The sequence below is a fragment of the Cellulophaga tyrosinoxydans genome, from assembly GCF_900176415.1.
Classification (GTDB): Bacteria; Bacteroidota; Bacteroidia; order Flavobacteriales; family Flavobacteriaceae; genus Cellulophaga; species Cellulophaga tyrosinoxydans.
Genome location: NZ_FWXO01000007.1, coordinates 12,988 through 26,301, shown reverse-complemented (window position 1 = coordinate 26,301; position 13,314 = coordinate 12,988). Strand labels below are relative to the sequence as shown.

Genomic DNA, 13,314 nt, shown 5'->3' with positions numbered 1-13,314 from the left:
AGGCAATGATCTGGTATTTTTAATAAGATTTAAGACCTTTAGGGAAGATTTAACTTTAGTTTTATTGCACAAGTTCAATTAGTGCTATATCAAATTCATTATCTAAAATTATCTTACCATTTTTTACCTCTACATTAGTTTCTGAATAAGTGTCATAAAGTTTGGTGCCATCACCGAAAAAGCCTTTAACAGAAAGCGATTTTTTGCCCTTTGGTAAATTTAAGGCCACGACAACCTTGTCTTTAAAATCATTTTTCTCAAAAGTTCTTTCGAACACGTAGGGAGATTTAGATAGCATTTGATGTCTTCCTGCGCCAATAGCTGGATGATTAGCTCTAAATAGACCTAATTTTTGCCAATGCTTAAGTATTTTTTTGGTTTCAGGTAAACTGTCAATCTCATTCCAATTCATAAAGGATCGTAAAGTAGCATCGCCTTCAGTGCCTTCAATTATTAAATTTCTTGAAGATTCATCTCCATAATACACCTGCGATGCACCTGGGGTTAATAATAGCACGTTAGCTGCATAATAAGGTCTTTTTCGTTCTTTGTCAAACGGGTTACCATCATCATGCGATGTTAGGTAGTTTAAAACGCTTTTGCCTTTTAGTTTGGATTGCAAAAGATTATTGTATTTTTTAAAGATGGATTCATAATCTTTTTCGGCATCCTGTTTTAATTCAAAATTGATTAAGCTTTTAAAACCATGTGCATAATAATCAACCTTTTTATCACCGAAATCATAATCTCGACCACTAGAAATATTATAATTATAAACTTCACCAACCATATAAAAAGGATTGTCGTCTAAAACAGCATCAGGATTTTTTCTTTTCCAATTTTCAAATGCAATGGAAGCTTGCTTATACAGTTCATCCCAAGCATTTTCATCGACATGCTTTACGGTGTCTACTCTAAATCCGTCAATACCATAATCATTAATATAATCTGTAAGCCATTTTATAATATATGATTTTGAAGTTCTTGCACATCCAGTTCTATTAAAAAACAACTCCAATTCATCTAACTCAGCACTTAATCTACCTTCCGATTTCCATTTGGCTAATAATGCATCAGGCAATTCAACTTCTATATTATTTTCAGTTGTAATATCAGGTAAATTGGCAACAAGAGTGCAAGCGGTTGTGGTTTCGTAATTTGTATACGTACAGGCAGGTCCAGTTCTTACCCAATCTTCTGGCCAAACAGGATCTATATCTGTAACCGGACCAGTGTGGTTTAAAACAACGTCCATCAAAATTCTAATCCCGTTTTTATGTGCAGTTTTAACTAGTTCGGATAAATCTTGTTTACTGCCAAAATTGGGGTCCAAAGCGGTCCAATCTTTAGTCCAATATCCATGATAGCCATAGGTGTTTCCGGTACCTTCATTAGTTGAACCATGAATTTGTTCCACAACAGGGGTGAACCAAATGGCATTTATCCCTAGATCGGTAAAATAACCTTCTTCAATTTTAACGGTGATCCCTTTAATGTCGCCGCCCATGAAACCTCGCAAAACACCAGTTTCTTTGGTTCGTTCAAAATTTAAATCATTGGTGGTATCTCCATTATTAAAACGGTCTGTAAGTAAAAAATAAATATTTGCGCCTTCCCAAACAAAAGGAGTATTGTTTATTTTTTCTGTAGATTCTGAATTGATGACGATAGCACTCTTGGTAGTATCTTTTTGTTGTTTACATGAAAGTATTATGACAAATACTAAAAGAAAATAGTGTGTTTTTTTCATCATCATTTTATTTTTTTTAAAGCTATAAAATGATAATGGATTTAGAAAATTAATAGTCTAAAATAGCGTATTATTTTTTTCTGTTTAACACCTTGTAATCTTCGTAACAACCACTAATAGCATCTAAAATTTGCAAATCATTTGCTGTTAGAATAAAGGATCTGGAGTAATTACAATTGTTTAAGATATCTTCAATGTCTACTTTTTCTATTTGCAGTAATTCTGTTAAAATTTCTCTATCAAATTTAGAGGCAAGTAAATCTTTAATAGCATCATCTTCTTTTATTTGCCTAAGTTTTTTCATCTGATTAGGCTTTTTTCCGAATAGGTTACGTAGTAAATCTGCTGGATTCAAAATTGCACCTAGCACTTTGGTAACAGCACTTGGATTTTTTTTACCTGCTTCGTAACCTGTATTTAAACCTGAAATACTGTATTGATACGAATCGTTGATTGGAAGATTTTTAACATCTATTTCTAAGTAGCCTGTTAATTGATATGGCGTAATAATTACCTCTTCTAAAGCGTAAGCCAGTTCCGTTAAAGCTATTTTAGTATCCTTAAATTTAAACATGTCATTAGTTACTCTAACCTTTTGAGGTTTAAACCCTAAATAACTAAAATATAAGGTATCATTAACCGCTGCAGAAATACTAAATTCACCTTTCTCGTTTGTAATTGTCCCAACAACTCTATTTAAATTTATAATATGAACACTTTCTAATACCGAGGCATCTTGCGCGTTAATTACAACGGCTTTTATTTTTTCTAGTTTTTCAACCTGTTCTTTTTCGTCAACTTCTTGTGAAAACCCACATATGCTTATAAAAAGAAAAGAAAAGAAAGTAAAATAATATTTCATGAGGGCACTTTTAAAAGTTGATTTAGGTACTATTTTTAAAAAACAAGCATGGTGTAAATAGTTCACTTATTTTCTAATAATTTAAGCAAATTAAGCTCTAAAATACTAAACAAACCAAAAAAATACGCCGAAGCGTATTTTTTAATATGATTTTAACTATTTAGCAATTTAAAAGAAACCACTTCTGCGTTTTCCTTTGCTACCGCTACTTTCTCTATTTCCACTTCTTGATCCTGATCTAGAACCAGATTTTGTGCTTGAGCTACCAGAGCTAGATCTTCTTTTAGATCCACCTTCTGAAGAACCATAGCTATCACCTTTTCCTGATGAAGATCTGTCTCTTCTTTTTTTGAAGTCGCCTCCACCGCCACCACGGTTTCTGTCTCTGCCACCTCCACCGCCACCGCGGTTTCTGTCTCTTCCTCCACGACCTCCGCCGCCTCCAGGATTACTGGAGATTTCAACATTTACAAATCTGCCTTCTACTTTAAAATCTTTAAAGGTTTCTAAAATTTTAGGTGTAATTGCTGCATCTGTATTAAAGAATGAAAAACTTTCTTTCACATCTACTTTGTAGATATCATCCTGACCTACTTGTAATGTATCTCTAAGGAAGTCTTTTAAAGACATCCAATCGTAATCATCTTTTTCACCAACGTTTATAAAGTAACGAACCGAACCATCTGTTGGGATTTCTCCACTATTATTACTTCGTTCACTTCTTGAGCCTCTATCTTCACGATCAGATCCACCAGAAGCCAAGTCTCTTGTTTTGTTGTAATAGTTAAAGAATCTAGTGAATTCTACAGAAACCACTTTCTTAATTAACTCTTCTCTGTCAATACCTTCAAATACCTTGCTTATAGCTGGTAAATAGGTGTCTACTTCAGCGTTAACTTCAGTGTCTTTAATTTTATTTGCTAGGTGGTATAATTGAATTTCACAAATTTCCATTCCTGTTGGAATGTTTTTGGTGATGAATTTTTGACCAATTTTGTTTTCAATTGCTTTTATTTTTCTAAGCTCACTTCTGGTGATGATAACCATAGAGATACCTGACTTTCCAGCTCTTCCTGTACGACCACTGCGGTGTGTATAGGTTTCTATTTCGTCCGGTAATTGGTAGTTAATTACGTGAGTAATATCATCAACATCAATACCACGAGCAGCAACATCAGTGGCAACTAACATTTGTATTTGTTTCTTACGAAAGGCATTCATCACCAAATCTCTTTGATTTTGGCTTAAATCGCCATGTAATGCACCGGCATTGTATCCATCTTCAATTAAGCTTTCCGCTACTTTTTGCGTATCTCTTTTAGTTCTACAGAAAATTACTGAGAAAATATCTGGATTGGTATCTGCTAATCTCTTTAAAGCAGGATATCTGTCTCTACCACTGACAACATAATATTCATGTTGCACCGTTGTTGCTCCTGAATTTTTTGCACCCACAGTAATTTCTTGTGGATTTTTCATGAATTTCTTAGCAATAAGTGCTACCTCTTTAGGCATTGTAGCAGAAAATAACCAAGTGTTCTTTTCTTTTGGTGTATCGGATAAAATTTCTTTGATATCCTCAAAGAATCCCATATTAAGCATTTCATCTGCTTCATCTAAAACACAATAGTCGATTTTAGTAATATCTACTAAACCACGACTCATCATATCTTTCATACGACCTGGGGTAGCAACAATAATTTGCGCACCACGTTTTATTTGTCTTGCTTGTTCTGTGATACTTGCACCACCATAAATTGCAACTACATTAATATTCCTTTCATATTTGGAATAGGCTTGCATTTCATTGGTAATTTGCAAACAAAGTTCACGTGTTGGCGAAAGAATTAAACCTTGAGTTGTTCTGCTTTCGGCATCTATTTTTTGAATTAATGGAAATCCAAAAGCTGCTGTTTTACCTGTTCCTGTTTGTGCAAGAGCAACTAAATCTGTATCACTTTCTAAAAGAATAGGAATTGCTTGTTCTTGTACGTCTGAAGGGGTTTCAAAACCCATGTCAGTAATAGCGTTTAGAATAGACTGTTTAAGGCCTAACGCTTCAAATTTTGTCATAATTATGTATTGTTAATCGCAAATATGTATGTTGCATAGAGCGATTATTTCCCATAACCTGTTTAGACTCAGCGCAACACATGCTATACCAGCGGCATTATTTAAAGGCGCAAAGGTACTGCTATTTCGTTAGATTAAGAATTTTAATTTTGAATTCCTTGAAAGTTAATTAATAAACTGATAATCAATATGTTGAAATTAAAATATTGATTATCTCTGTAAGGTTTTGAAATAATTAATAAGTTTTTGCATCGCTTTTCCGCGATGACTTATCTTGTTTTTGGTTTTAATGGGTAATTCCGCAAATGTTTTTTGATAGCCTTTAGGTTTAAAAACTGGATCGTATCCAAAACCATTGTCACCATGTTTTTCCAGCGTAATTTCACCTTCTGCAATTCCTGTAAATAACAGTTGACGATGGTCTATATTTAAAGCAATACAGGTTTCAAAATGTGCCTTGCGATTAGATTTTGTGCTAAGCTCTTGCAGTAGTTTAGAAATATTATCTTCCGAGTTTTTATGATCTCCAGCATATCTTGCAGATAAAACACCTGGTTCGCCATTTAGACTATCCACTAGTAATCCTGTGTCATCGGCAAAACAATCAAAACCGTAGTGCTCTGTTACATAATTAGCTTTTAATATAGCATTGCCTTCTAGAGTATTAGCCGTTTCTGGAATATCTACAGTACAACCAATATCTTTTAATGAAAGAATTTTGATATTTTTAGGAAGTAAAAGTTGAACTTCGTAAACTTTATTTTGGTTGTTTGTGGCAAATACAATTTCCATTGAATTTTATATGTTTAACATCAAAAATAGTATTTTAAATAGTCTTAACTAAATAAGTATGCGTTTAAAAATTCCACCAGTTGTCGTAACACTAATCATAGGTTTACTAATGTTTATTTTGGCTAAATTTCTACCTTTTGGTGACTTTAGTTTTACAGGCAGAATTTATTTAATGTATGTTTTGTTGGGATTGGGAGCGTTATTAGGCTTATGGTCTTTAGTACAATTTTTTAATAAAAAAACAAGTGTAAATCCCTTGGCGCCAGATAGTGCTACTAAGTTGGTGAGTAGTGGAATATACAGTATAACTCGTAATCCTATGTATTTAAGTTTGTTATTGCTATTGCTTACGTGGGGTTTGTTTTTAAGTAATGCATTTAATACCCTTTTGGCAGCCGCGTTTGTTTCGTACATGAATACGTTTCAAATAAAACCAGAAGAAGAGGCCTTGGAGAAAATTTTTGGAAACGAGTTTTTAGCGTATAAAATTAAAGTTAGACGTTGGTTTTAGTATTAGCATATTAACTTATTTTATCAATTATTAGCATATTAGCTTATATTTTAATATATTAGCTTTTTAGCTTATAAATATGATCGCGATACTAACAGGAGATATCATTAATTCTGAACACTATAATGTGTCGGATTGGATGTCTATTTTAAAGGAATATTTTTCACAACTGGGCAGTACGCCTCAAGTTTGGGAGATTTATAGAGGTGATGAATTTCAAATTAAAGTTGCGGCTGTTGATGCTTTAGAAGTTGCTATTGCTATAAAAGCCAAAATTAAAACCATAAAGGGTTTAGATGTTCGAATGGGGATTGGGCTTGGAGAGGAAGATTTTGTAGGCGCTAGTGTAAGTGAATCTAATGGTACTGCCTATCAGTTTTCAGGTCGGATCTTTGAAAAATTAAAAGATCAAAAATTAAATTTAGCCTTGGCAAGTAGTAGTGCAAAATTTGATACTACATTGAATTTAATATTAAAATTGGCGCTAGATTTTATGGATGATTGGAGTCCTGTGTCTGCGGAAATTATAGCCATATCTTTAGCGCATCCAGATATGCCGCAACAAGAAATCGCAGATCAACTAGGCATACAACAATCCGCCGTAAGTCAACGACAAAAAAGAGCAAGATTAGATTTGGTTCAGCAAGTACTAACTTATTATAAAGCAACAATTAATAAATAAGGGATGTTAATATTTATAAAACTTTTTTTAGCACACTTAATAGGAGATTTTATTTTACAATCCAACAAGTGGGTAGTGGATAAGGAGCTGTATAAACTCAAATCTAAATACTTATATTTTCATGTAATAATTCATTTTGTAATAACCATGTTGTTATTTTGGGATTGGAGTTATTGGAAAATGGCCTTGCTAATTATGGTATCTCATTTTAGTATTGATGCACTAAAATTATATGTGGCACCTAGAATAAAAAACTCTAGAATTCCATTTTTTGTAGATCAAGTATTACACCTAATTGTATTATACACTTGTGCGTATTATGGAGATTTGTTTCTTCATACAACGGAAATAGTACAGCAAATAGATCTAACCTTAGTAACTGCTTTTGTATTTGTAAGTTTTCCTTCAGCAATAATCATAAGTAAAATGTTAGAGGGCATGTCTAAACATATTGAAATTGATCACGAATCGTTACCAAATGCAGGAATGTATATTGGAATTATTGAGCGTTTTTTTGTCTTAACATTTATCATTTTAGGCCATTGGGAAGTTATAGGTTTTCTAATTGCGGCAAAATCTGTATTTAGATTTAATGATCTTAAGGAAAGTAATAGCAGGGAGTTAACAGAATATATTTTAATTGGCACGTTGCTTAGTTTTGGTTTGGCTATACTCACCGGAATATTTTGTAATACCTACCTTTAAATTATCATTTTGATAATTTAAAGGTGTTTATAAAAACAATTCCATATCAAAATGTTAGAAATACTAATTCAGAATTAGTTTTAGTTGAAAATCACTTAATTCGAGCGAATTAATTTTTACTTTTGATGCTTAAATTGTAAATATAATGATTGCAACGGGTAGAAAGTATGTCTTTGATTTTGATAGTACTTTAACGCGAGTAGAAGCTCTAGATGTTTTAGCCGAATTAACCTTAAATGGTAGATCAGACAAAGATCAAATAATTAAAGAAATTCAGGCAATTACCAACTTAGGTATAGATGGAGATATTTCATTTACAGAATCATTAGAGCGAAGAATTAAACTATTAAATGCGCATAAAAATGATTTAGAACCTTTAGTTAATGAACTAAAGACTAAAATCTCCAAATCCATTGAAGCAAACAAAGAATTTTTTCAAGATTACGCAGAAGATATTTACGTAATTTCATGCGGATTTAAAGAGTTTATAGATCCAATAGTTAAAGAATACAATATTCCTTCGCACCGAGTGTATGCTAATACATTTAAGTTCGACGAAGAGGGAAAGATTATAGGTTTCGATGAAACCAATGTTTTAGCCATGCATAATGGTAAAATTGATTGTTTAAAAAACATGAACCTTGACGGTGAGGTGCAAGTTATTGGCGACGGTTATAGCGATTATGTTATGAGAGAAGCTGGTATTGCAGATAAATTTTTTGCTTATACCGAAAATGTACACCGTGAGAAAGCTGCAAAAAATGCAGATCATATTACACCTAACCTTGATGAATTTTTATTTGTGAACGATTTACCTAGAAAAATCTCTTATCCTAAAAACAGGATAAAGATGTTGTTATTAGAAAATGTACATCCTGATGCTTTCAGCACATTAACAGAAGCTGGTTTCACAGTTGAAACAATTAAAACCAGTTTGTCTGAGGAGGAATTAATTGAAAAAATTAAAGGAGTTCATGTACTTGGAATCCGATCTAAGACACAAGTAACAGAAAAAGTATTGGAAGCAGCGAACAAGCTTATGGTCGTTGGAGCTTTTTGTATTGGAACTACTCAAATAGATCTCGATGCTTGTAAAAACAAAGGAGTTGTTGTATTCAACGCTCCATATAGTAATACACGTTCGGTTGTTGAGCTTGCTATTGGTGAAATTATCATGTTAATGCGTAGTGTATTCACTCGTAGTACCGAAATACACCAAGGACAATGGAATAAGACCGCCGCAAATTCAAGAGAAGTACGTGGTAAAAATCTTGGTATTGTAGGTTACGGTAATATAGGTAAGCAATTATCTGTATTGGCCGAAGCCTTAGGTATGCGTGTGTACTATTATGATGTTAATGATCAATTAGCTTTAGGTAATGCAATAAAATGCAATACTCTTGAAGATTTATTAAATATTTCTGATGTGGTTACCTTGCATATTGATGACAATAAAGCAAACCTAAACTTTATTGGCGAACGCGAAATTAAACAGATGAAATCTGGAGCTATTTTAATAAACTTGGCTCGTGGATTTGTGGTTGATATTCCAGCATTAGCAGCAGCTCTTAAATCAGGTAAATTAGCAGGTGCTGCAATAGATGTTTTTCCAGAAGAACCAAGAGGAAATGGTGTTTTTGAGACGGAATTAAGAGGTTTAGAAAACGTAATTTTAACCCCGCATGTTGGTGGTAGTACAGAGGAGGCGCAAGCAAATATTGCAGAATTTGTACCTAATAAGATTATGGATTATATGAATTCAGGTAATACAGTAGATGCTGTTAATTTCCCTAATATTCGTTTGCCTAAGCAAAATAAATCGCACCGTTTTTTACATATTCATAAAAATGTTCCTGGTATAATGGCCAAAGTAAATAAAGTTTTAGCCGAGTATGAATTGAACATTACTGGCCAATATTTATCTACAGATAATGAAGTGGGATATGTAATTTCTGATGTGGATAAAGAATATAATAAAGACGTAATAAAAGAACTTAAGAAAATAGAAAACACTATAAAATTTAGAGTTTTATATTAACTAGTGTTTTATACCATCTAATTTAAGCCTAAAGAATTACCATATTCTTTAGGCTTTTTTATTGGAGCTAACAGCATTATTAGTTTTTACAGCCCTTTAGGATTACTTCACAACAAAATATTGTAAACGTATGGTTTGCAATGTACTTTGTGAGAAAATTCTTTATGTCAATAAATAATTGGTTATTCTAAAAAGTGAAAAAATTTCATAAGTACTATCTATTAGTTATTACCATTATATTTTTAACGGTTTTAATCCAAACAATTATTCATTACTCTCTTAAAAAGCAGGAGCGAATGGGTGCTGTTATAAATATGGCGGGTAAACAACGTATGTTGAGTCAGTTTGTGTTAAAGGGATATTACGAATGTAAATTTTTGGAGTGCGATTTTTCGGAGTTCAAATTAGCACTTAATAATTTATATAGAACCGATAAACTACTGCAATTCGGTGATGATAAACTTGGGTTTGAACCATTACAAAATGAAACAATAAAGGCGGAATTCACGAAATTACAACCACATTTAGAATACATCTATACCAATCTAAACAAATTTGAGAATTTACAAAGTTTAGATATTCCTGAACTTACAGATCACGTGGATAACTACTTGGCAATAATGGATGGTATTGTGCTTAAATATCAGCGCGAGTCGGAGAAAGAGATAGCCACCATTATGATTATTGAAATAGAGTTGGCCGTATTTTCATTACTTATATTGTTATTTGAGATATTTTTTATAGTAAATCCAATAATCCGCAAAACGACAAGTCAGAATAAAAAATTAAAAGAGATTTCCTGGCATCAATCGCATGCATTTGCTTCTCACATGAAAAATATTAAAAATTTGCAACATGTGTTGCGCATTGAGCGTAAAATAGAAAATAAACAAGAAATTATAGATTGCATTGTTGATGAATTAAATGAATTAGATATGGTATCTAAAAACATGATTAATTCTTTAGAATCAGAAGAACAACAAGTGAGTAAATTTGATAAGTATTTAAAGAAAATGGATGCGTATATAGCACTAAAGTTCTAAATATTATTGGTGATGATAGGGCTCGTTTTTTAAAATAGTAAATGCCCTGTAAAATTGTTCTACAATAAATAATCGGATCATTTGATGCGAGAAAGTCATTTTAGACAGGCTTATTTTCCCTTGAGCTTTACTGTAAACCGCATCACTAAAACCGTAGGGTCCACCAATAACAAAAACGACTTGTTTAACCCCAGAATTCATTTTTTTCTGTAAATAATCCGCAAATTCAATAGAAGTGTATTGTTTTCCTTTTTCATCAAGAAGAATTAAAACATCTGTTGCTGAAATTCGTTTTAAAATAGCTTCACCTTCTTTATCTTTTTGTTGCGCTTCAGATAAATTTTTAGTGTTTTTAATATCGGGTATAAGATCAAGTTCAAACTTTATATAATGCTTTAGTCTATTTTCGTATTCACTTATTAAAGCCCCTAAAGAAGAGCTATCTGTCTTGCCTATTGCTAAAAGTTTAATGGTCATAAGGCAAATTTAATTAGAAATTTTTCGTTTTGTAATAAAGATTATAAATTTAATCAGCATCACCATCTAAGTAAAGTATTTAGTAAATTAGCAAACATAAAAATTAAGAATGATTTCAGAAGCACAGTTTAATAAAGAGATTGAATTAATTATTGCAAATGCCATACGTGAGGATGTAGGTGATGGTGATCATAGTTCCTTAGCCTGTATTCCAAATTCGGCAACCGGCAAAGCAAAACTATTAGTAAAAGACCAGGGTATTATTGCAGGTGTAGATTTTGCAACACAAGTTTTTAATTATGTAGATCCCAATCTTAAAATAGAATGCTTACTGAAAGATGGTGATCATGTAAAACATGGCGATATTGTGTTTTATGTAGAAGGCTCATCCCGGAGTATTCTTAAAGCGGAGCGTTTAGTTTTGAATGCCATGCAGCGTATGAGTGCTATTGCTACTAAAACAAATCATTTTGTAAAACTATTAAAAGGAACAAATACCAAAATTTTAGATACTCGTAAAACCACACCGGGAATAAGAGCACTTGAAAAATGGGCAGTCAAAATAGGTGGAGGTGAAAACCATAGGTTTGCACTTTACGACATGATTATGTTAAAGGATAATCATATAGATTTTGCTGGTGGTATAGCAATGGCAATAAAAAAGACCAAACAATATCTTTTAGATACTAACAGAAATTTAAAGATAATTGTTGAAGCTCGAAATTTAGACGAAGTGCAGCAAATACTAGATGCAAAAGGAGTGTACCGTATACTGTTAGATAATTTTTCTTTTGCAGATACTAAAGCAGCAGTAAAGTTAATAGGAAATGAAAGTTTAACGGAGTCTTCAGGGGGTATAAATGAACATACTATTAGAAATTATGCTGAATGTGGTGTAAATTATATATCCTCTGGCGCCTTAACTCATTCTGTTTATAATATGGATTTAAGCCTAAAAGCAGTGTAAATGTCTGCAATAATAGAGGAGAAAATCGATAAAATTCCAATAATTAATTGGTTAGCTAGGCTTTTAAAAAAAGTTAAGTTGCCTGCATTTGAGGGATTTTCTTTATATGATCTTATTGAAATGTATTTTTCAGGCATCATTAAAGGGGCTTTATCTACCAGAGCAAGTTCTATTGCTTTTAGTTTATTTATGGCACTGTTTCCCTTATTAATATTCTTAATAAGTTTACTTCCTTTTCTAATTCCTTATATCCAAATTGGGGGTGAAACTAATTTTGAAGCAGATTTTTTAAACTTTTTAGAATCCTTTTTACCAACAGCAACAGGCGATTATTTTGAGAATATTTTCATACAAATTAAAGACCAAAAGCGAAGTGGCATACTATCTTCTACCTTTATTTTGTCAATTTTTTTGGTAGCAAATGGAGTAAATGCCATTTTCGGAGGCTTTGAGAATTCATACCATGTAAACCTAACTAGAAATTTTTTTAGACAATATATTTATGCCTTAATGGTGGGTTTAGTGCTTTCAGTTTTGTTGATAATATCTGCAATAGTATTTGTGTACGCTGAGTTTTATATAGTAGAATATGCCAGCGAATATGCCGGTAAAACATATGGTGTTAATACCGATAAAGCAGATATAATAGGTGTGCAAATCGCTAAAGTGTTGTTCTTTATAATTTTATCTTACTTAACAACGGCAATTTTATATTATTTTGGAACAGCAGAAGGCAGAAAAGCAAAATTTTTCTCTGCCGGAGCACTTATGACTACAATGCTTTTTGTGTTTACTTCGTATTTATTTGGAGTTTATGTCGAAAAATTTGCCCGATATAATGAGTTATATGGTACTTTAGGAGGATTGTTAATCTTAATGGTTTTTATATGGTTAAACTCCAATATATTATTATTAGGTTTTGAATTGAATGCCACATTAAACGCTTTAAGAAATAATCTAAATAAAAGGAATGATCAACTTTAAACAAATTTCATTAATTATTGCTCTGTTTTCTTTGCAAATAACTTCCGCGCAAACTGTTTTTGATGAATGGAAAACTATAGATGATAGAACTGGTCTTCCTAAAGGAATTATAAAAATTTACGAGTATGAAGGCAAAATGTACGGTAAAGTGGTAAAAATTTTGGAGGAAGGTAAAGAGGATGCCGTTTGTCATAAGTGCGATGGTGATTTAAAAAACACGCCTGTTTTAGGAATGAAGATTATACAAGCAGCGGAAAAACAGGAAGATGGTCACTGGAAAGGAAAGCATTTATTCGACCCGGAACAAGCTATGACATTCCGTTGTAAAATATGGCTAAATCCTGATAATCCAGATGAATTAAAAGTAAGAGGCTATTTAGCATTTATTTACCGAACTCAAACTTGGTTAAGGGTGAAAAAATAGAATTAA

The 13,314-nt window shown here is 32.3% G+C and carries 13 protein-coding genes; 8 read left to right on the top strand and 5 right to left on the bottom strand.

Annotated elements, in window-relative coordinates:
• Nucleotides 1-61: 61 nt before the first annotated feature.
• From B8963_RS14940 to B8963_RS14925, 4 genes are all read right to left on the bottom strand, one after another.
• On the bottom strand, nt 62-1,750 hold the full coding sequence (locus B8963_RS14940) for an alpha-amylase family glycosyl hydrolase (RefSeq protein WP_084063012.1): 1,689 nt from the start codon (nt 1,748-1,750) through the stop codon (nt 62-64).
• A gap of 70 nt (nt 1,751-1,820) precedes the next feature.
• Nucleotides 1,821-2,612 carry a carboxypeptidase-like regulatory domain-containing protein gene (locus tag B8963_RS14935; protein WP_084063114.1) on the bottom strand — a complete coding sequence of 264 codons (792 nt, stop codon included), beginning with the start codon at nt 2,610-2,612 and terminating at the stop codon, nt 1,821-1,823.
• A 168-nt stretch (nt 2,613-2,780) separates the two neighbouring features.
• Entirely contained in the window at nt 2,781-4,685 is a 1,905-nt protein-coding gene (locus tag B8963_RS14930) for a DEAD/DEAH box helicase (protein ID WP_084063011.1), read from the bottom strand.
• 210 nt (nt 4,686-4,895) lie between these two features.
• Nucleotides 4,896-5,477, bottom strand: a complete 582-nt coding sequence (locus tag B8963_RS14925) for a non-canonical purine NTP diphosphatase (RefSeq protein ID WP_084063010.1) — start codon at nt 5,475-5,477, stop codon at nt 4,896-4,898.
• Nucleotides 5,478-5,535: 58 nt separating this feature from the next.
• Here B8963_RS14925 and B8963_RS14920 point away from each other — a divergent pair, with 58 nt between their 5' ends.
• From B8963_RS14920 to B8963_RS14900, 5 genes are all read left to right on the top strand, one after another.
• On the top strand, nt 5,536-5,988 hold the full coding sequence (locus B8963_RS14920) for a methyltransferase family protein (RefSeq protein WP_084063009.1): 453 nt from the start codon (nt 5,536-5,538) through the stop codon (nt 5,986-5,988).
• A gap of 79 nt (nt 5,989-6,067) precedes the next feature.
• Nucleotides 6,068-6,670, top strand: coding sequence for a sigma factor-like helix-turn-helix DNA-binding protein (locus B8963_RS14915; protein ID WP_084063008.1), 603 nt, complete (start codon nt 6,068-6,070; stop codon nt 6,668-6,670).
• Nucleotides 6,671-6,673: 3 nt separating this feature from the next.
• Nucleotides 6,674-7,375 carry a DUF3307 domain-containing protein gene (locus B8963_RS14910; RefSeq protein WP_084063007.1) on the top strand — a complete coding sequence of 234 codons (702 nt, stop codon included), beginning with the start codon at nt 6,674-6,676 and terminating at the stop codon, nt 7,373-7,375.
• Between the two features lie 145 nt (nt 7,376-7,520).
• Nucleotides 7,521-9,413, top strand: coding sequence for a phosphoglycerate dehydrogenase (serA, locus tag B8963_RS14905; protein ID WP_084063006.1), 1,893 nt, complete (start codon nt 7,521-7,523; stop codon nt 9,411-9,413).
• 194 nt (nt 9,414-9,607) lie between these two features.
• The gene (locus B8963_RS14900) at nt 9,608-10,456 is read left to right on the top strand and encodes a type IV pili methyl-accepting chemotaxis transducer N-terminal domain-containing protein (RefSeq protein ID WP_143312553.1); all 849 of its coding nucleotides are present in this window, start codon (nt 9,608-9,610) and stop codon (nt 10,454-10,456) included.
• 3 nt (nt 10,457-10,459) lie between these two features.
• Here B8963_RS14900 and rlmH read toward each other — a convergent pair whose 3' ends face one another.
• A complete protein-coding gene (gene rlmH / locus B8963_RS14895) occupies nt 10,460-10,933 on the bottom strand; it encodes a 23S rRNA (pseudouridine(1915)-N(3))-methyltransferase RlmH (RefSeq protein ID WP_084063004.1) in 474 nt (157 codons plus the stop codon).
• A gap of 109 nt (nt 10,934-11,042) precedes the next feature.
• Here rlmH and nadC point away from each other — a divergent pair, with 109 nt between their 5' ends.
• The 3 genes from nadC to B8963_RS14880 are packed head-to-tail and all read left to right on the top strand — an operon-like array spanning nt 11,043 to nt 13,308.
• Nucleotides 11,043-11,900 carry a carboxylating nicotinate-nucleotide diphosphorylase gene (nadC, locus tag B8963_RS14890; protein ID WP_084063003.1) on the top strand — a complete coding sequence of 286 codons (858 nt, stop codon included), beginning with the start codon at nt 11,043-11,045 and terminating at the stop codon, nt 11,898-11,900.
• Nucleotides 11,901-12,884, top strand: coding sequence for a YihY/virulence factor BrkB family protein (locus tag B8963_RS14885; protein ID WP_084063002.1), 984 nt, complete (start codon nt 11,901-11,903; stop codon nt 12,882-12,884). It abuts the gene before it with no gap.
• On the top strand, nt 12,871-13,308 hold the full coding sequence (locus B8963_RS14880) for a DUF2147 domain-containing protein (RefSeq protein WP_084063001.1): 438 nt from the start codon (nt 12,871-12,873) through the stop codon (nt 13,306-13,308). The genes B8963_RS14885 and B8963_RS14880 overlap by 14 nt, the downstream gene beginning before the upstream one ends.
• The last annotated feature ends 6 nt before the right edge of the window (nt 13,309-13,314 follow it).